The 19,331-nt window shown below is 43.1% G+C and carries 17 protein-coding genes and 1 pseudogene; 2 read left to right on the forward strand and 16 right to left on the reverse strand.

The window, feature by feature from the left end; all coding sequences use genetic code 11:
* Positions 1–4 precede the first annotated feature (4 nt).
* The 5 genes from aroC to D8804_RS02365 are packed head-to-tail and all read right to left on the reverse strand — an operon-like array spanning position 5 to position 4,948.
* A complete protein-coding gene (gene aroC / locus D8804_RS02345; protein WP_001269890.1) occupies positions 5–1,171 on the reverse strand; it encodes a chorismate synthase in 1,167 nt (388 codons plus the stop codon).
* Positions 1,172–1,180: 9 nt separating this feature from the next.
* Positions 1,181–2,248 (reverse strand): 3-dehydroquinate synthase, encoded by a 1,068-nt coding sequence (gene aroB / locus D8804_RS02350; RefSeq protein ID WP_125398686.1) that lies wholly within the window; start codon positions 2,246–2,248, stop codon positions 1,181–1,183.
* 18 nt (positions 2,249–2,266) lie between these two features.
* Complete coding sequence (locus tag D8804_RS02355; RefSeq protein WP_125398687.1) at positions 2,267–3,121, reverse strand: shikimate dehydrogenase; 855 nt, start codon at positions 3,119–3,121, stop codon at positions 2,267–2,269.
* Positions 3,111–3,788, reverse strand: coding sequence for a type I 3-dehydroquinate dehydratase (aroD, locus tag D8804_RS02360; RefSeq protein ID WP_000780376.1), 678 nt, complete (start codon positions 3,786–3,788; stop codon positions 3,111–3,113). The genes D8804_RS02355 and aroD overlap by 11 nt, the downstream gene beginning before the upstream one ends.
* Positions 3,785–4,948 carry a class I SAM-dependent rRNA methyltransferase gene (locus D8804_RS02365; RefSeq protein WP_185774017.1) on the reverse strand — a complete coding sequence of 388 codons (1,164 nt, stop codon included), beginning with the start codon at positions 4,946–4,948 and terminating at the stop codon, positions 3,785–3,787. Before D8804_RS02365 ends, aroD begins: the two co-directional genes overlap by 4 nt.
* A gap of 272 nt (positions 4,949–5,220) precedes the next feature.
* Here D8804_RS02365 and D8804_RS02370 point away from each other — a divergent pair, with 272 nt between their 5' ends.
* Positions 5,221–6,669 carry an alpha-amylase gene (locus tag D8804_RS02370; RefSeq protein WP_125398688.1) on the forward strand — a complete coding sequence of 483 codons (1,449 nt, stop codon included), beginning with the start codon at positions 5,221–5,223 and terminating at the stop codon, positions 6,667–6,669.
* 87 nt (positions 6,670–6,756) lie between these two features.
* On the opposite strand, the gene alaS is transcribed toward D8804_RS02370, so the two are convergent.
* From alaS to budA, 10 genes are all read right to left on the reverse strand, one after another.
* On the reverse strand, positions 6,757–9,375 hold the full coding sequence (alaS, locus tag D8804_RS02375) for an alanine--tRNA ligase (RefSeq protein ID WP_125398689.1): 2,619 nt from the start codon (positions 9,373–9,375) through the stop codon (positions 6,757–6,759).
* Between the two features lie 21 nt (positions 9,376–9,396).
* Complete coding sequence (locus tag D8804_RS02380; protein WP_125398690.1) at positions 9,397–9,882, reverse strand: LURP-one-related/scramblase family protein; 486 nt, start codon at positions 9,880–9,882, stop codon at positions 9,397–9,399.
* 274 nt (positions 9,883–10,156) lie between these two features.
* Entirely contained in the window at positions 10,157–10,408 is a 252-nt protein-coding gene (locus tag D8804_RS10180) for a hypothetical protein (RefSeq protein ID WP_125398691.1), read from the reverse strand.
* Between the two features lie 152 nt (positions 10,409–10,560).
* Complete coding sequence (locus D8804_RS02390; protein ID WP_125398692.1) at positions 10,561–11,631, reverse strand: ABC transporter substrate-binding protein; 1,071 nt, start codon at positions 11,629–11,631, stop codon at positions 10,561–10,563.
* The gene (locus D8804_RS02395; protein WP_000712716.1) at positions 11,628–12,401 is read right to left on the reverse strand and encodes an ABC transporter permease; all 774 of its coding nucleotides are present in this window, start codon (positions 12,399–12,401) and stop codon (positions 11,628–11,630) included. The genes D8804_RS02390 and D8804_RS02395 overlap by 4 nt, the downstream gene beginning before the upstream one ends.
* Entirely contained in the window at positions 12,398–13,204 is an 807-nt protein-coding gene (locus D8804_RS02400) for an ABC transporter permease (protein WP_125398693.1), read from the reverse strand. Before D8804_RS02400 ends, D8804_RS02395 begins: the two co-directional genes overlap by 4 nt.
* On the reverse strand, positions 13,185–14,342 hold the full coding sequence (locus tag D8804_RS02405; protein ID WP_125398694.1) for an ABC transporter ATP-binding protein: 1,158 nt from the start codon (positions 14,340–14,342) through the stop codon (positions 13,185–13,187). Before D8804_RS02405 ends, D8804_RS02400 begins: the two co-directional genes overlap by 20 nt.
* A gap of 158 nt (positions 14,343–14,500) precedes the next feature.
* The gene (murB, locus tag D8804_RS02410) at positions 14,501–15,406 is read right to left on the reverse strand and encodes a UDP-N-acetylmuramate dehydrogenase (protein ID WP_185774018.1); all 906 of its coding nucleotides are present in this window, start codon (positions 15,404–15,406) and stop codon (positions 14,501–14,503) included.
* 110 nt (positions 15,407–15,516) lie between these two features.
* Positions 15,517–16,272, reverse strand: a complete 756-nt coding sequence (locus tag D8804_RS02415; protein ID WP_125398695.1) for a YhfC family intramembrane metalloprotease — start codon at positions 16,270–16,272, stop codon at positions 15,517–15,519.
* A 9-nt stretch (positions 16,273–16,281) separates the two neighbouring features.
* The gene (budA, locus tag D8804_RS02420) at positions 16,282–17,013 is read right to left on the reverse strand and encodes an acetolactate decarboxylase (protein WP_125398696.1); all 732 of its coding nucleotides are present in this window, start codon (positions 17,011–17,013) and stop codon (positions 16,282–16,284) included.
* A 145-nt stretch (positions 17,014–17,158) separates the two neighbouring features.
* Here budA and D8804_RS02425 point away from each other — a divergent pair, with 145 nt between their 5' ends.
* Positions 17,159–18,430, forward strand: coding sequence for an aminotransferase-like domain-containing protein (locus tag D8804_RS02425; RefSeq protein ID WP_125398697.1), 1,272 nt, complete (start codon positions 17,159–17,161; stop codon positions 18,428–18,430).
* A gap of 21 nt (positions 18,431–18,451) precedes the next feature.
* Here D8804_RS02425 and D8804_RS02430 read toward each other — a convergent pair.
* Positions 18,452–19,267, reverse strand: a pseudogene (locus D8804_RS02430) (ABC transporter substrate-binding protein).
* Between the last annotated feature and the right edge of the window lie 64 nt (positions 19,268–19,331).

Raw genomic sequence — 19,331 nt, forward strand, 5'->3', positions numbered from 1 at the left:
CTCCTTAATAGTTCTTTGTATAGTCTCGGTGTTTGGCTACCGCTTCTTTTAATTCTTCTAGGTTGTCCGATGAGAATTTTTCAAGGATTTCTTGTGCCAGAACCGTTGCTACAACTGCTTCCATGACTACCCCAGCTGCTGGCAGAGCGGTCGGATCACTTCTTTCCACAGTTGCCTTGTAAGGTTCGTGAGTCTCGATATCCACACTCATCAATGGTTTATAGAGAGTGGGAATGGGTTTCATAACACCACGAACAACAATTGGTTGCCCATTGGTCATACCACCTTCAAACCCACCTAGATTATTGGTACGACGAGTATATCCGTCTTCTTTAGACCAGAGAATTTCGTCCATGACTTGGCTGCCCTTACGGTAACCAGCCTCAAAACCAAGACCAAATTCCACTCCTTTAAAGGCATTGATAGATACAACTGCCTGAGCCAATCGCGCATCTAATTTTCTGTCCCATTGAACATAGGATCCAAGGCCGACTGGTACGCCTCCGACAACTGTCTCCACAACCCCACCGATGGTATCACCGTCACGCTTGATTTGGTCAATATAGTCCTTGATTTCCTGTTCCCGCTCTTGGTTGACAATAGAAACTTCAGACTGGGCAGCTCGTTCCTTAATCTCCGCAACTGTCAGATTTTCAGGAACATCGATTTCCTTACCACCAAAGACCACGACATGATTAGCAATCTCCATATCTAGCTCAGCTAAGAGACGTTTGGCTACTGCTCCCACTGCTACTCGCATGGTTGTTTCACGAGCTGATGAACGCTCCAAGGAATTTCGCAAATCATCAAAACGATACTTGATACCCCCTACCAAGTCGGCGTGGCCTGGGCGAGGATGGGTAATTTTTCGTTTGCTTTTAAGACGGTCTTCAATGTCCTCAGCAGACATGATGTCCAGCCATTTTTGGTGGTCTTTGTTGATGACATCCATGGTAATGGGAGCTCCTGTCGTCTTCCCGTGGCGAACGCCCGAAGTAAAGATAACTTGGTCGCTCTCAATCTTCATACGACCACCACGACCGTAGCCACCCTGACGTCGTTTGAGATCTTCGTTGATATCTTCAACGGTCAAAGGCAGACCTGCTGGAATTCCTTCAATGATAGCTGTCAGACGGGGTCCGTGTGATTCTCCCGCAGTTAAATATCTCATACGTTCTCCTTATTTTACCAAGTAGTCTCTCATCTCTTCCAGAGAAACTGGGTGAATGGTCGCTGAACCAAGCTCTGGTACCAAGACCAATTTCAAGGTGTTGCCACGCGCCTTCTTGTCATGAGTCAAAGCCTGATAAAGCTTGTCAACATCCCAGTTTTCATAGTCAACAGGTAAGCCAAACTTCCGGCACATCTCTGTAATGGACTGGGTTATTCCTTCTGGCATGAGGCCTTTTTCCTCAGCAACCTTGGAAATCTGTACCATACCCATGGCAACAGCCTCACCATGCATGACTTTGCCATAACCGGCAGTCGCTTCAATAGCATGGCCAATAGTGTGACCAAAGTTGAGGTATAGCCGAACACCGTTATCCAATTCATCCTCAACTACCATCTTGCGCTTAACCTGACAAGAATGTTCAATCAAGGTCTCTGCATGTTCCAGTATACTCTCTACAGAACCATCCAACTCTGTCAATAGAGCCCATAATGCTGGATCCTCAATCAAGCCATACTTGATAACCTCACCCATCCCTTCAATCAACTCTCTTTTTCCGAGTGTTTCAAGTACAAGCGGGTCAATCAGAACCCCATCTGGTTGGGCAAAAGTCCCCACCATATTCTTAGCAAATGGAGTATTAACACCCGTCTTACCACCGATAGAAGAATCAACCTGGGCTGTCAAACTAGTCGGAATCTGAACAAAGTGAATACCCCGCATATAGGTAGAGGCCACAAAGCCAGCCAGGTCCCCAACGACACCACCACCAAGAGCCACGATTCCATCGCTACGAGTCAACCCCTGCTTGACTAAAAATTCATAGACTTTCTGAACAGTGGTTAAATTTTTTCGTTCTTCGCCTTCTAAAAAGTCAAAAACAGCTACCTGAAAACCAGCATCTTCTAGGCTGAGTTTAACCTTCTCTGCATAGAGAGAAGCTACATGGTTGTCGGTTACGATAACCACTTTTTGAGGTTGCCAGAGTTCTCGCAACCATTGACCAGCCTGGGCTAGACAACCTTTTTCAATCTGAATATCATAGGGATGATGTGGAATATCGATTCTGATTTTCATAGTAGGGTCTCCTTTTCACTATTTATATTTTTCTGTTAAGGACTGCCAAATCTCGTCTGTAGGCATTTCTTTACCTGTCCACAATTGAAAAGCTTCAGCAGCTTGATAGAGCAACATTCCCAGACCATTGACAGCTGGATTGTCCTGACTTTTGGCCCATTTCAAAAAAGGCGTTTCAAAGGGTTGGTAAATGATATCTGCCACCAAGAGATCTTCGGGTAAGACTATACTTGTCAGAACTGGAGACGACTGACCATCCATTCCTACACTGGTCGCATTGACGAGCAGGTCCGACTTGGCAATCTTTTCTTGCAGTTCAGAAAGATCTTCTAAAGCACACAAGTGCACTTTAAAACCTGTTTGCTCCTGTAACTTGTCCAGATAAGGTCTTATTTTTTTCATGGAAACTGAACGAACAAAGACTGAAATTTGACTAACGCCATCCAAAATAGCCTGTGCCAAGATTGATTTGGCTGCGCCACCTGCTCCCAGAATGGTCATTTTTTTACCTGAGATTGTAAAAGAAGGCAAGCTCTTAAAGAATCCCTTGCCATCTGTATTATATCCAATTAACGTTCCGTCTTGATTGACAACTGTGTTGACCGCCCCAATCAAACGTGCCTCATCACTCAACTTATCCAAATAAGGAATCACTTGCTCCTTGTACGGCATGGAGAGATTGATACCAAACATCTGGTAACGACGAATATTAGCGACTGTTTCTGCCAAATCACCCGCTTCAATCTCCCAAGCCACATAAACACCATTGGTAGCTGTCGCTTCAAAGGCCCTATTATGGATGAAGGGTGAAATAGAGTGTTTAATGGGATTTGCAACGACAGCCGCCATACGTGTGTAGCCATCAAGCTTCATCCAAAATCTCCCTAATTTTTTTCATGTTTGATAGAGAAATCTGACCAGGGGCACTCGCTTCATCTAGACTAGCAAATGACCAACTTGAACCCGTCACATCTGAAGTGATACGCGATACTTTGCCCATTTTCCCCATGGAAATGGTCACGTACTCTTGTTCAGGATTGAGTGTTTTAAATCCTCGTGTGTAGTTCATCAGGTCTAAAACATCCTGCTCCGTATGGGCCATAACTGATACCTTGACCACTTTCGGAGAGAGACTGGTCAACTCAGACAAAATCTCCATCATGTTTTCAGGTGTCTCTTGGAAATTATGATAGCTCAATACAAGATTTGGAAAATCCAACATTTCCTCAAAAACGTCCTTGTAGCTGAAATACTCAAAATCTACATAATCCGGCTGATAGAGCTGAGTAACTTCCTTGATGATTTGAACATACTCTTCTGAGGAAAGTTCGATTTCTCCTCCCTCAGCGCGAGTCCGAAGGGTAAAGACAAGTTCGCGTCCTGCAAATTTCTCAAAGATAGCAGGTGCTACCTGTAAAATAGCGTCCTTTGTAAGAAAGTCCGCGCGCCACTCAATGATATCGGCATCTTCATACCTAGTGGCATCCAGTTCTTGCGCTTCTTCTAAACTTCTTGGCATTACTGAAACGACTAATTTCATCTACTAACCTTCATACTAATCACCTTGAGGTAATTACTGCTTTCATCTTTTTTATTATAGGCAAAGTCTGCTGGAAGACCATATTGGTTTAAGATCTGATACCTTCTTCCTGCAAAACCTTTATCAATTTGTTCTGTGAATTTCTGACGGGAAACGTTGGCAGCATTGGTACTTGCAATGATAATGCCTCCCGGATTTAAAATCTCTAGACTCTGGGAAATCAACTTGTGATAATCCTTAGCTACAGAGAAAGTTTGTTTTTTATTTCGAGCAAAGCTCGGCGGATCAAGCACAATCACATCATAAGTCAAGCCTTTTCGCTTGGCATACTTGAAGTACTCAAAAACGTCCATGACGATAAAACGATGATTGTCCATGCTGAGTCCATTTGCCTGAAAATGAGCTTCTGACAGCTCTCTAGACCGTTTGGCCAAGTCGACAGAAGTCGTCTCACTCGCACCTCCCATAGCTGCAGCAACTGAAAAGGCAGCAGTATAGGAAAACATATTGAGCAAGGATTTACCCATGGCTAGACCGTCAACCAGACTCCCACGAACCTCATGCTGGTCTAGGAAAATTCCTGTCATCAAGCCATCATTCATAAAGACCTGATAGAGCACGCCATTCTCAAGAACAGTAAAATAATCTGGCGCTTCCTCACCATAAACATAGGCAGACTCATAGTCTAGACCTTTAAAACGAATCTTTTCATAAGCCCCCAAGACCTCAGGAAAAGCTTCCTTAAAAGCCTTTACGATCAACTTACGAATCTGGTAAACATAGGAGTTGTACCAAGAAAAGACAGCATAATCTCCATAGAGATCAATAGTCAGACCACCAAAACCATCCCCCTCTTGGTTAAAAAGGCGAAAGGCAGTGGTCAAGTCATCCTGATAATAAGTCTTTCTAGCTTCCTTGGCCTTACGAAACAGAATTTCAAAAAAGGCTTGATTGAAACGAACCTTTTCCTTGCTGATGAACCAACCGATTCCCTTGTTCTGCTGGGAAAGATAGGCGCTCCCTAAAAACTTTCCGTCTTGACTAAGAACTTCTACTTCCTGATCCATCAAATCAATATCTGTTAAATCACTTGCTTCCAAAAGAACTAGACCCTTAGCTAGCTTTTTTTCAACACGTCTGCTGACCCTAATCCTATTCATAGCTACTATTATAGCAAATTTTATGACAATTCTCAAAAAAGAAACCGTTTAACCATTTGTACTTTAGTTTACTAAGTGAAATTTTTGTTAAAAAAAGTTTAGTCAAGTCATTTTTTCCAAATCCTCCTCTCCTGACCAATGAAAAGATGGGGGCACTCTCTAAAAATAGACAATTTCAAGAATGAGTATAGAAAAAATTTGCGCAAACGTTTGCCTAGTTCTAAACTTTATGGTAGAATAAAACACAACATTGATAAGCAAGAGGAAAAACAATGCAAAATCAGACACTTATGCAATACTTTGAATGGTATCTGCCCCACGATGGACAACACTGGACGCGTCTGGCTGAAGATGCTCAACACCTAGCAAATCTTGGTATCAGTCATGTCTGGATGCCCCCTGCCTTCAAGGCGACCAATGAAAAAGATGTGGGCTATGGCGTTTATGATCTTTTTGATCTAGGAGAATTTAACCAAAAAGGGACTGTCCGTACCAAGTATGGTTTCAAAGAAGACTATCTTCAAGCCATTCAAGCCCTAAAGGAACATGGAATCCAACCAATGGCTGATGTCGTTCTCAATCACAAGGCCGCTGCCGATCACATGGAAGCCTTTCAGGTCATCGAAGTCGATCCTGAGGATCGTACTGTTCAACTAAGCGAGCCATTTACTATCAATGGCTGGACTCACTTTACCTTCGATGGTCGCCAAAATACCTACAATGACTTCCACTGGCACTGGTACCACTTCACAGGTACAGACTACGATGCTAAGCGCCGTAAATCTGGCATTTACCTGATACAGGGAGACAACAAAGGTTGGGCCAACGAGGAATTGGTCGATAACGAAAACGGTAACTACGACTACCTCATGTATGCTGACCTAGACTTTAAGCATCCTGAAGTCATCCAAAACATCTATGACTGGGCTGACTGGTTCATGGAAACGACTGGTATAGCTGGTTTTCGCTTAGATGCTGTTAAGCACATCGACTCCTTCTTTATGGGCAATTTCATCCGTGATATGAAGGAGAAATACGGAGAAGATTTCTATGTTTTTGGAGAATTTTGGAATCCAGACAAGGAAGCCAATCTAGACTACCTTGAAAAGACAGAAGAACGTTTTGACCTTGTCGATGTTCGTCTCCACCAAAACCTCTTTGAAGCTAGTCAGGCTGGAGCAAGCTACGACCTTCGTACTATCTTTACTGACAGCTTGGTTGAACTCAAGCCTGACAAGGCTGTCACTTTCGTTGACAACCATGATACTCAAAGAGGTCAAGCACTTGAGTCTACTGTTGAAGAATGGTTCAAGCCAGCAGCCTATGCCCTCATTTTGTTACGTCAAGATGGGCTTCCATGTGTCTTTTACGGAGATTATTACGGCATTTCAGGGCAATATGCTCAACAAGATTTCAAAGAAGTTCTTGACTGCCTCCTAGCCATCCGAAAAGATTTGGCCTATGGAGAGCAAACAGACTACTTTGACGATGCCAACTGTATCGGATGGGTCCGTTCAGGTACTGAACATCAATCCCCAATCGCTGTCCTTATCTCAAATGACCAAGAAACCAACAAGTCTATGTTTGTTGGTTCAGAATGGGCTGACCAAACCTTTGTAGATTTACTTGAAAATCACCCAGCACAAGTTACGATCAATGCTGAAGGTTATGGAGAATTTCCGGTAGCAGCGGGTTCAGTCAGTGTCTGGGCAGCAAAATAATCCTATCAGTTACAAGCCAAATCCGACCGGATTTGGCTTTTTTATATTTAGAAAAAGACCTACCCAAATGGATAGATCTTTGCTTGATTACAATTTACCTGCTACTGCATCCAACAAGTCTTGGATTTTCGCTTGGTTGCTTCCTCCTGCCATGGCCATGTCTGGTTTACCACCACCACGTCCATCGACGATTGGAGCCAATTCTTTAACCAAGTTACCTGCGTGGATATCTTTGCTCTTACTTGCAACAAGGATATTGACCTTGTCACTGATAGCTGCAACTAGGACGAGGACGTCAGAGTAGTCTTTTTGTTTCCAGTTATCCGCAAAGGTACGAAGGGCACCTGCGTCTGATACAGACACTTGACTTGCAATGTAACGGTGACCGTTGACTTCCTTCACATCCTTGAAGACATCACCTGCCGCAGCTGCTGCGGCTTTTTCCTTCAATTCTGCATTTTCTTTTTGCAATTGACGGAGTTGCTCTTGAAGGCCTTCAACCTTGTGAGGCACTTCCTTGAGTTGAGGTGCTTTCAAGGTTGCTGCTACTGCTTTCAGAGCGTCTTCTTGTTCGCGATAGGCTTCAAAGGCTTCCTTACCAGTTACTGCCAAGATACGGCGAGTTCCTGATCCGATTCCTTCTTCTTTGACAACCTTGAAGAGACCAATCTCAGAAGTGTTGCCAACGTGAGTACCACCACAAAGCTCAACAGAGTAATCACCGATGGTCACAACACGGACTTCCTTACCGTATTTCTCACCAAAGAGGGCCATAGCTCCCATTTCTTTAGCAGTGTCAATATCTGTCTCAACAGTTTCTACTGCGATTGCTTCCCAGATTTTCTCGTTGACTTGCTGTTCAATGGCACGCAATTCTTCAGCAGTTACTGCTTGGAAGTGCGTAAAGTCAAAGCGAAGGAATTCGACTTCGTTCAGAGATCCTGCTTGTGTCGCATGGTGACCAAGGATATTGTGAAGGGCCGCATGGAGCAAGTGAGTTGCTGTGTGGTTTTTCATGACACGGTGACGACGATTTGAATCAATTGCCAAGGTGTATTCTTGGTTCAAAGCTAAAGGAGCAAGAACTTCAACGGTGTGCAATGCTTGTCCGTTTGGTGCTTTTTGAACATCTGTCACAGTAGCAACAACGTTTCCTGCAGCGTCCAAGATTTGTCCGTGATCAGCCACCTGTCCACCCATTTCCGCGTAGAATGGAGTCTCTGCAAAGATAAGAGAGGCAGTTCCCTCTGAAACAGCTTCTACTTCTGCATTGTCCGCTACGATAGCGACCAATTTAGAAGACAATTGACTGGCATTGTAGTTAAAGACACTCCCCACTGTGATGTTTTGAAGGGTTTCATTTTGCATACCCATTGAGCCACCCTTAACAGCTGACGCACGCGCACGTTCTTGCTGTTCTTTCATGGCTGCTTCGAAGCCTTCACGGTCAACAGTCATACCCGCTTCTTCAGCGATTTCTTCTGTCAATTCAACTGGGAATCCGTATGTGTCGTAGAGTTTAAAGACATCTTGCCCAGCGATAACGCTTTGACCATTTTCTTTCAAATCAGCTACAATGGTCTCTGCAAAGTGTTGACCTGAATGAAGGGTACGAGCGAATGACTCTTCTTCGCTCTTCACGATTTTTTCGATAAAGTCACGTTTTTCAAGCACTTCTGGGTAGTAGCTTTCCATGATTTTTCCAACAGTTGGAACGAGTTTGTAAAGGAAAGGCTCGTTTATTCCCAATTTTTGACCGTGCATAGAAGCACGACGGAGAAGACGGCGAAGAACATAACCACGGCCTTCATTTCCTGGAAGGGCACCATCACCGATGGCAAATGAAAGTGAACGGATGTGGTCTGCAATAACCTTGAAGCTCATGTTGTCGCCATCTTGGTCGTAGACCTTACCAGACAATTTCTCAACTTCACGGATGATCGGCATAAAGAGGTCTGTTTCAAAGTTTGTCTTAGCCCCTTGGATAACTGCCACCAAACGCTCCAAACCAGCGCCCGTATCAATGTTCTTGTGTGGCAATTCCTTGTACTCGCTACGAGGAACAGCAGGGTCTGCGTTAAATTGTGACAAAACAATGTTCCAGATTTCGATGTAACGGTCGTTTTCGATATCTTCTGCAAGCAGGCGAATACCGATGTTTTCTGGGTCAAAGGCTTCTCCACGGTCAAAGAAAATCTCTGTATCTGGTCCAGAAGGTCCCGCACCGATTTCCCAGAAGTTATCTTCGATTGGAATCAAGTGACTTGGATCCACTCCTACTTCGATCCAGCGGTTGTAAGAATCTTTATCATCTGGATAGTAGGTCATGTAGAGTTTTTCAGCTGGGAAGTCAAACCACTCAGGGCTTGTCAAGAGTTCATAAGCCCAAGTGATAGCTTCATCACGGAAGTAATCCCCGATAGAGAAGTTCCCCAACATTTCAAACATAGTATGGTGACGAGCAGTTTTTCCGACATTTTCGATATCGTTAGTACGGATGGCTTTTTGCGCATTGGTAATACGTGGATTTTCAGGGATAATAGTCCCGTCAAAGTATTTCTTAAGAGTTGCTACCCCAGAGTTGATCCACAAAAGAGTTGGGTCGTTTACTGGAACCAAGCTAACTGATGGTTCTACAGAGTGGCCTTTGCTTGCCCAGAAATCTAGCCACATTTGGCGAACTTGAGCACTAGATAGTTGTTTCATAATATCTCCTTATTTACTTGATCAATTTGATTGGCTTTCCAACATTTCCACATAGTCAATCGCGACACAGAGGGAAATGACCAGGTCTGCATAAGAATCTTCATAGACGGTTACGGTGTAGGTTGAGGTCAGATGGAAAATTTCTTTCCGAATCTCGGCGACAAGCTGATCACGATCATCTAGCAATTTGAAATTCAAATCCCAGATATTGCCTTCAATACGAAGCCCTAGATTGTCAAACTCATACTTATCTCGCCAGAAGGTCAACTTCTTACGAATAACGAAATTTGACCCGTCCCGTAGCTGAATGTTAAAGCGAGGAAGCAAGGTGAAAAATTCTTTACTAATCTCACTGACTTGCTCACCGTAGGCGTCATAGACTGTAAAGGTCTTAGGAATTTGGAAGAAAGATCCCTCCACCTGATAATTCACTACTCCTCTATCATCCTTGATATCGAAACGTTCGCCCCCAAGACGAAACTTTTGTTTCACGAGAAATGTCTTCATAAACACCTCCAAAAATCAAAAGACAAGCTCACATCACGAAGGGCGAAAAACCGCGGTACCACCTTCATTCAATGAACTTGTCATTCTCTTATTCTTATGCAATTGTGTGATTGAGTAGCATGATTTCCTACCTTAGATGGCTCGCAGCACCGCCATTTCTCTGGACTAAGATGATTGAAAATCAATTCTCAACTTTATTATTATATCGTTTTTTTGGTTCTGCGTCAACTGGAAATCATTCCTATTTAAGGAGCCTCATTCCCTACATCTCCGATTACTTTTTCAGGATATATTTTTTCTTACTGTCATTTTTCTTTTTATCCCAACTTTTATCCCAAGTTTTCGAATTGCTATACATAAATACGAAAATATTTGCAAACATAAAGTAACCTATCACCAAATGTATGGAATCAGTTGTTAGGTATTGTCGATCCAAGCCATCCTTTAAATGGAATAGTATAATTGTTTCGTTAACAATCAAAAAGGTTGGCCAATAACTTTTTTTGAAAAAAGTAGACATTTTCATTATTTGTTACCGCTTTCTGTAAGGTTAAGCTTAGTATACTACTAGGCAAGCAAATAAGCAACTAGAATATCTAAAGATACCGTTATAAAAATTGCCTTCTATTTTTTAAAAAACGAACCAGCTTGACTGATTCGTTTTCTTACATTTAATTCCTACTTCCGATACATTTTAAACTGTAGGAAGAGGTCGCTGTATTTGCCTGTCCATTTATGATCAAACTTCTCATAAACTTCTAGGTTTTTCATGGTATCAGCGTCTGGATAGAAGGCCTTGTCTTCCTTGGTCTCCTCTGGGAGCAGTTCCTTGGCTGTGTTATTTGGCGTTGCATAGCCTACATACTCCGCATTTTTCAGAGCATTTTCGGGTTTCAACATAAAGTTGATAAAGGCATAGGCGGCATCTTGATTTTTCACGGTTTTTGGAATGACCATGTTATCAAACCAGAGATTGCTGGCTTCTGTCGGAACGACATACTTGAGATTAGGATTTTTCTCCAACATCTGGCTGGCTTCCCCAGAGAAGGTCACGCCGATAGCAGCATTGTTCTGGATCATGTAACCCTTCATCTCATCGGCCACGATGGCCTTGATATTTGGAGTCAGTTTGTAAAGCTTATCTACTGTCTCTTCCAACTGCTGAGGATCCTTTGAGTTAAGGCTGTAACCGAGTGAGTTAAGACCCAGTCCCAGCACCTCACGCGCTCCATCAAAGAGCATGATGGAATCCTTGTACTCTGGTTTCCAGAGGTCATCCCAATGCTCAGGCACCTCATCTACCATGGTTTCATTGTAGACAATTCCCAAGGTCCCCCAGAAGTAAGGGATAGAGAATTTATTGCCCGGATCAAAAGACTGGTTGAGAAACTCTGGTCCGATATTTTCGATTCCTTCAATTTTTGAATAATCGAGTGGAACCAAGAGGTCTTCATCCTTCATCTTGTTGATCATGTATTCACTCGGGATGGCAATGTCGTAGGTCGTTCCACCCTGCTTAATCTTGGTATACATGGCTTCGTTGGAGTCAAAGGTCTCGTACTGGACTTGAATTCCTGTTTCTTCTGTGAATTGCTCCAAGAGTTCTGGATCGATATAGTCTCCCCAGTTGTAGATAACCAGTTTTTGACTATCTCGGCTATTGATTTTATTGTCTAGATGAGTCGCAATTCCCCACAAGACGAGGATAATTGCTACAATTCCAGCTAAAAATGAATAGAGTTTTTTCATGCTTGCTCCTCCTTCTCACGTGAGATAAAGTAATATCCAACAACTAGGATAATACTAAAGAGAAAGACAAGGGCAGACAGGGCATTGATTTCTAGTGAAATCCCCTTACGAGCACGAGAGTAAATCTCAACTGACAGGGTTGAAAAGCCATTTCCTGTTACAAAGAAGGTCACGGCAAAGTCATCCAACGAATAGGTAAAGGCCATGAAATAACCTGCAATGATAGACGGAGTCAGATAAGGGAGCATGATTTCCTTAAACATCTGAAATTGACTGGCCCCCAAATCATAAGCCGCATGAATCATGTCATCATTCATCTCCTTGAGACGAGGCAAGACCATCAAGACCACGATAGGGATGGAAAAGGCCACGTGACTAGATAGAACCGTCAAAAAGCCAAGTGAAAACTTAAGCTGGGTAAAGAGAATCAAGAAGCTGGCACCAATCATAACGTCAGGCGCAACCATGAGGATATTATTGAGTGAAAGAAAGGCTTCTTGGTATTTCTTACGAGACTGGTAGATATAGATGGCACCGAAAGTCCCGATAATGGTCGCAATCAAGGCTGACAGAAAGGCCAAGAAAAAGGTCTGGGTGAGAATCAACATGAGACGGCCATCACCAAACATAGTTTTAAAATGGCTCAAACTAAAGCCGGTAAAACTGTTCATATCATCACCAGCATTAAAGGCATAGCCAATCAAGTAAAAAATTGGCAAATAAAGGATGATAAAGACGAAGGCTAGGTAGAGATTGGCAAATTTTTTCATCGTTCTCTCCTTTCCTTGGTCACCCACATGGTGATGAACATGGTCAGGATGAGGATCACACCGATGGTTGAACCCATACCGTAGTTGTCATTGGTCAGGAAGTTCTGCTCAATAGCCGTTCCCAGCGTGATAACGCGGTTCCCCCCGATCAAACGTGTCAACATAAAAAGACTCAAACTAGGGATAAAGACCGACTGAACCCCACTTCTTACCCCGTTCATAGAAAGGGGGAAGATGACATGACGGAAGGTCTCCCACTTGGTCGCACCGAGGTCATAGCTGGCATTTATAAGATTGTTGTCCATATCATCCAAGACATTGAAAATCGGCAAAATCATAAAGGGAAGCTCGATATAGCTTGCGACAAAGATAAAGGAGAAATCAGTAAAGAGCAACTGCTGCGAACCGATTCCGATAAATTCAAAAAATTGGTTAATAGAGCCATTCTGACCAAAAATCCCGATAAAGGCATAGGCCTTGAGGAGCAGGTTAATCCATGTCGGCAGGATAATCAGCATGAGCCAGAGTTGACGGTGCTTGAGACGAGTCAAAAAGAGGGCTGTTGGATAGCTGATGAGCAGTGTTACCAAGGTGACAATCCCCGCATAGAGCACTGAGTTAAAACTCATTTTAAGATAGGTCAAGTTTTGTGATGCAAAGTAAGATTTATAGTTTTCTAAACTGAACTGGCCTTCAATGTTGAAAAAGGATTGACCGAAAATCAAGACCAAGGGTGCGAGAACAAAGAGGGCAATCCAAAGCATGTAGGGCACTACAAAGAGTTTAGAGGTTGTTTTCTTCATCTCTTTCCTCCTCGATCGCGTTAATCAGACCTGCTTCTTGCTCTTCGATTTCTACGTATTCTTCGATACGAGCATCGAACTCTTCTTCGGTTTCGTTGAGACGCATGATATGGATGTCTTCTGGTTCAAAGTCCAAACCGATTTCCTCACCCACAATGGCCTTACGGGTCGAGTGGATCATCCATTCATTACCAAGTTCGTCGTAGGCGATAATCTCGTAGTGAACCCCACGGAAGAGCTGGGTATCAACCTTGACTTGGAGCTTGCCTTCTTCAGGAAGAGTAATACGCAAGTCCTCTGGACGAATGACAACCTCAACAGGTTCATTTGGCTTCATCCCACCATCAACCGCTTCAAAGCGTTTGCCATTGAACTCGACCAAGTAGTCTTCAATCATGGTTCCTGGCAAGATATTGGACTCACCGATAAAGGTGGCAACAAAGTGGTTGATTGGCTCATCGTAGATGTCCACTGGCGTTCCAGACTGAACAATCTCGCCATCGTTCATAACGAAAATCCAGTCACTCATGGCAAGAGCTTCTTCCTGATCGTGAGTGACAAAAACAAAGGTAATTCCCAATCGTTGTTGCAATTCACGCAGTTCGTACTGCATGTCTGTTCGCAATTTCAAGTCCAGCGCTGACAAGGGCTCATCCAACAAAACCACACGAGGTTGGTTAATGATGGCACGGGCAATGGCCACACGCTGGCGTTGTCCTCCAGAGAGTTTACGGATGGAACGTTTTTCATAACCTTCCAACTGAACCATCTTGAGAACTTCCGTTACGCGTTGCTCGATTTCTTTCTTGTCAATCTTACGCAAACGGAGAGGAAAGGCAACATTTTCAAACACATTCATATGTGGAAATAAGGCATAGGATTGGAAGACGGTATGAACGTCTCGTTTATTGGTTGGGATATCATTGATACGGACACCGTCCAGCAAAATATCTCCTGTCGTCGCATCCAGTAGACCTGCAATGATGTTCAGAATAGTTGATTTTCCTGAACCAGATGCGCCTAAAAGAGTGTAGAACTTTCCTTCTTCCAACTCAAAGTTAATGTCTTTGAGAACCTTGGTGTTGCTGTCTTCAAAAACTTTAGAGACGTTTTTGAATTCGATAATTGGTTTTTTCAATTGGCATAAATTCCTTCTTTTTCATAAATTAACAGATCAGGGCTCTGTCAAGCCGCTACTACCTCTTGCAGGGAGTAAAACCACCTGCATACATCTTCGCTACCGATAGGCTTTCACCCCCTTTCCATTGACATAGCAGCAGCTATTCTGGCGAAACCTTACTCCTTCTCACCCAAAATTCGAACTTCTCTCTCAAGGGTGACACCTGAATGTTCCTTTACCTTTTCAATAACAGATTGAATCAAATCCTCGTAGTCTTTGGCCGTTCCATCAGCAACATTGATCATGAAACCAGCATGTTTTTCAGATACTTCAACACCACCGATACGATAGCCTTTCAAACCAGCCTCTGAAATCAATTGTCCTGCAAAATGCCCGACTGGACGCTTAAAGACTGAACCACATGATGGGTATTCTAATGGTTGTTTGAGTTCACGTAGGTGCGTCAAGCGATCCATTTCCTGCTTGATGACCTGATGATTACCTGGAGCAAGGGCAAATTTAGCCGACAAGACAATGGCCCCAGAATCCTGAATAGCTGAATGGCGGTAACCAAAAGCCAATTCCTTGGCTGACAAGGTCTCGATTTTCCCTTCCTTGGTCAGAATCTTACAAGACTGCAAAATGTGAGCAATCTCTCCTCCGTAGGCACCCGCATTCATAAAGACAGCTCCTCCGATGCTTCCTGGAATCCCGCAGGCAAACTCAAAACCAGTTAAACTATGACGAAGTGCAATGCGTGTTGTCTCGATCAAATTAGCACCAGCTTCTGCTTCAATAGTGTAACCATCAACTGAAACGTTATTGAGCTTATCACACAAGATGACAAAACCACGGACTCCACCTTCACGAACGATGATATTGCTGGCATTTCCTAGCACCATCCAAGGAATATTCTCTTGATTGGCAAATTGAACGACACGCGCCATCTCATAGCGATTGCGTGGCAAAACTAGATAATCCGCTCGACCTCCTACCTTGGTATAGGTATAGGTCTTCAAGAGTTCCTTGAAACGAATATCAATTCCTTCTAATTGTTCTTGTATTTTAGTTACGAATGTCATATCTCTCATCCTTTTGTAAAGTCATTTCATTATACCATTTTTAAGGGCTTTTGACGACAGGAAAATTCTTGGTGTCAAAGCATTGCGTAAAAAAAGAGGTTTCCCTCTTTTTATGATGATTTTTTCCAAAATGTAGATTTTGTTAGCCAGATAAAGGCTAGTACTTCTAAAAGAAGAATGACCTCCACTAGAAGTGGATTTGAAATCCATCCCACTTGAGATAAAGCTGGAGCTAAGTCAAACAAGGCATGCAAACCATAGGCAGCAAAGAGATAGAACCATTTCTTTTGACGGACACTTTGATAGACCCAGACAGTAAGGCTAATTTGGAGAACCAGAGCAAGCACACGCTCAACCCCTAATAAATAAATCTGCCATACAGAAAGAGACTGAACCGTTTCGAGGGTAGCCTTTGGAAGGAGATTGGCTACATCAGTATTTGAAGACTGGATGAGTGAAAAGAGGATCAACAAACTGATTAAACTTCCCATCCCAAGATAGAGCAACTCCAAACCTCCATGTCCCAAACCATAAGCCAAAGCGTCTTTATCTTCTAGACATCTCTTTTTCTCCAACCATTTAAAAAAGACAAGGCGGGCAGTTTCCTCAAAAAGGGCAGCCATGGCAATCGCGTAAAGAACATATAGGAAAGGTTGCTCATTCATGAGCGAAATCGTTCCGTCTTTTTGCGGTTGAAGGACTAGAAAGTGAACCATCTTCTCTAACACTTGAGAAGAAACAAAAAATGCGATTGCCCCCAAGCCCATCACTGCAAGAGAGATCTGAAACCGTTTTTTGGCATACCAAGTCCCACCTACTAGGACTAAAACCAAAGCGATCATGGTAAGGATAATATGTACTGTCATCTTTTTCTCCTATTCTGACTTATCAATGTCTTTCTTCATCTCGTCAACGTTAAATTTAGCAAATAAATACTGGCGATCTTGAACTGGAAAACGTTGATCCAACTGATCGACTGGTCCAACCTCGATTATTCCTTCTTTGATAACAAAGTCCATCACGTGTCCACCAAAAGTCAAATCATCTGAGATAAAATGCAGATGGTAGCCTGCAACACTGACCCCATGGAAAATCTCTGGTGTCCAAAATCCAACGATGGTTCCCGATACATTTTCACGACTATATTCAGGCTGGTGTGTCGCGACATCAGCAAACTTGGTGTCTGTTGTTGACTTGGGAATCATCCGTACATGCATATGGGCGAATTCCCCATGAATCTTGATGGAGCGAAAGAGATTTTCCCCATCATAGTAGGACTCAATCCGCTTTTCTAATTCCTTGTCCGTCATCTCAAAGCGCTGGCGGAAAATCACTTCTGCCTGATGGGGGACCACTGCCGCATAAGGGATAAGGGCATCAGAGGCAACTTCTACAATTTCAGGTTTCTCCCCTGAACCTTTGGCTTGATAAGCCTTGCCATCAAGGACAATCAACTCCCCATCAATCGAATCAAGGGTTCCCAAACCAAGGTCGCCATGCTCCAGCAATTCTCCTACTGTCATGGTTCCACCATAGAGACCAGCCATTAGGGCACCTAGAGTATTGTATTGAAATAATTTTACTGGTTCCTGCACTTTTCTATCCATTCTCTTTCTTATCTTCTTTTCAATGAATCATCATACTTTCTAAGTATACCACATTTGCTCCTAGTTGTGAAAGGGAGAAATGCTTTTCCCATTGCAAAGGATGCAAAAAAAAGGTACAATGTAACAAAATCAAAGGAGGTCTGGAATGACGAAACAAAGCAAGTACCAAGCAGTTGTTTCCTATCTAAAAAACGGTATCGAATCAGGAAAATTCCCAACAGGTAGCAGACTTCCCTCCATCCGCCAACTGAGCCAAGACTTCCACTGTAGCAAGGACACTGTCCAACGAGCTCTGCTAGAATTACGCCATGAACAATACCTCTATGCCAAGCCTCAAAGTGGCTACTATGTTCTGGAACAAGGCCAGCACCAAGACTTGGAAATCGAGGTTACTGACGAACACGCCACTGCTTATGACGACTTCAGACTCTGTGTCAACGAAACCCTGATAGGCCGAGAAAACTACCTCTTCAACTACTATGACAACCAAGAAGGCCTTGAGGAACTCAGACAATCTGTCCATCAACTCCTCTTTGACCAAGCCCTCTACTGCAAACCCGACCAACTGGTTCTAACATCTGGCACCCAGCAAGCTCTCTTTATCCTTTCTCAGATCAACTTCCCGAGCAAGGGAGAGGAGATTCTAGTTGAACAGCCTACTTACCACCGAATGAACCGCCTCTTGATCGCTCAGGGATTGGCCTACCAAACCATTGAACGCCGAATTGATGGCATTAACCTTGAAGAACTGGAAGAACAGTTCAAATCTGGGAAAATCAAATTTTTCTATACCATTCCTCGCTTCCACTATCCTCTTGGGCATTCCTATTCTGAGCAGGAAAAAAGGGCCATTCTGGATCTAGCAAACCAGTATGGTGTATACATCGTCGAGGATGACTATTTAGGAGACCTAGACCCTAAAAAAGGTCAGACCTTCCACTATCTGGATACTGAAGATCGGGTCATTTATATCAAGTCCTTCTCAACCAGCCTCTTTCCAGCTCTTCGTATCACCGCTCTCATTCTCCCAAATGCCCTAAAAGAGACCTTTGTTTCCTACAAAAATATCCTAGACTATGATAGCAATCTTATCATGCAAAAGGCCCTCTCACTTTACATCGATAGTCAGTTATTTGAAAAAAATCGACTGGCTCGACTGACCCTTCAAGAGAACTATCAGACTCGGATAAAGGAAGTACTTGAAAAAAACACCTGTCCCTTGCCCTACTATCCTCTACATGATGGCCTTCTCCTTGATTTGAGAACCTATCCTAAAATTGCCAGTTTAAAGCATAGCTCACTCAAACTAGACTTCTTTGAAGAGGCTTATTTGGAAGCCTGTCCTTATCAGTTTGCCAAAGTCTCTCTCGAAAATCTAGAAGCACTATTACAATACATAAAAGCAGAATTGGATTAAATTCCAACTCTGCTTTCTTTTTTACTGTTCAACTTCTGTTAGTTTTGCTGCTTTTTCTAGATAGGTTTGATAAGTTCCTTCATCTTTCAGTTTTTGGATAACCTTATCTACTACTGCTTTCAAGTCTGATTGATCCTTCTTGATAGCAACGGCATTGGCTTCGCCATCTTTCATCGTCAAGTTAACAGATGCAACGACAAGGTCTGAGTTTTTACCTGCGTAACTAAGAGCCACTGGTTCATCCATATGAACAGCATCCACTTTTCCAGCCTGCAATTCATTGACTGCTTCCCCCATATTGGTCAAGGATGTCAACTGGGCATTTGGCAATTGTTCCTTGACCATGATTTCTGGAACAGTTCCCTTTTGAGCTGCGATATTGGCACTTGCGAGGCTTGTAAGATCCTTGTATTTGTCTAAATCGGCTTTTCTAACCAAGAAACTCATCTTGTTTTCATAGTAAGGGATTGAAAAGTCAAAGACTTCCTTTCTCTCATCGGTGGCACTAATTCCTGCAATAGCCAAGTCAGCCTTTCCAGTTTGAAGACTGGTCAAGGCATTGTCAAAACTCATACTAGAGATTTCAAGCTTAACTCCAAGTTCATCTGCAATCGCCTGAGCCATATCAATATCTGCACCAACCACTTGGTTTTTACCATCTACCAAGGATTGGAATTCAAATGGCGCATAGTCTGGGCTGGTCGCAACAACTAGCTTTCCTTTCTATTTAATAGCCTCCACAGCAGACTGGGAACTATCCGTACTTGACTGACAGGCTACTAAAATCATGCTGGCAAGCATGCTACACACAAGTAATGTCCATTTCTTAAACTTCATAAATAAACGACCTTTCTGTTATTTCTGAATAATTATAACCTATTTGAAAATACTTGTCAACATT

Origin of the sequence: Streptococcus oralis, from assembly GCF_003944215.1 — a bacterium.
In the GTDB taxonomy this organism is placed as follows: domain Bacteria; phylum Bacillota; class Bacilli; order Lactobacillales; family Streptococcaceae; genus Streptococcus; species Streptococcus oralis_BI.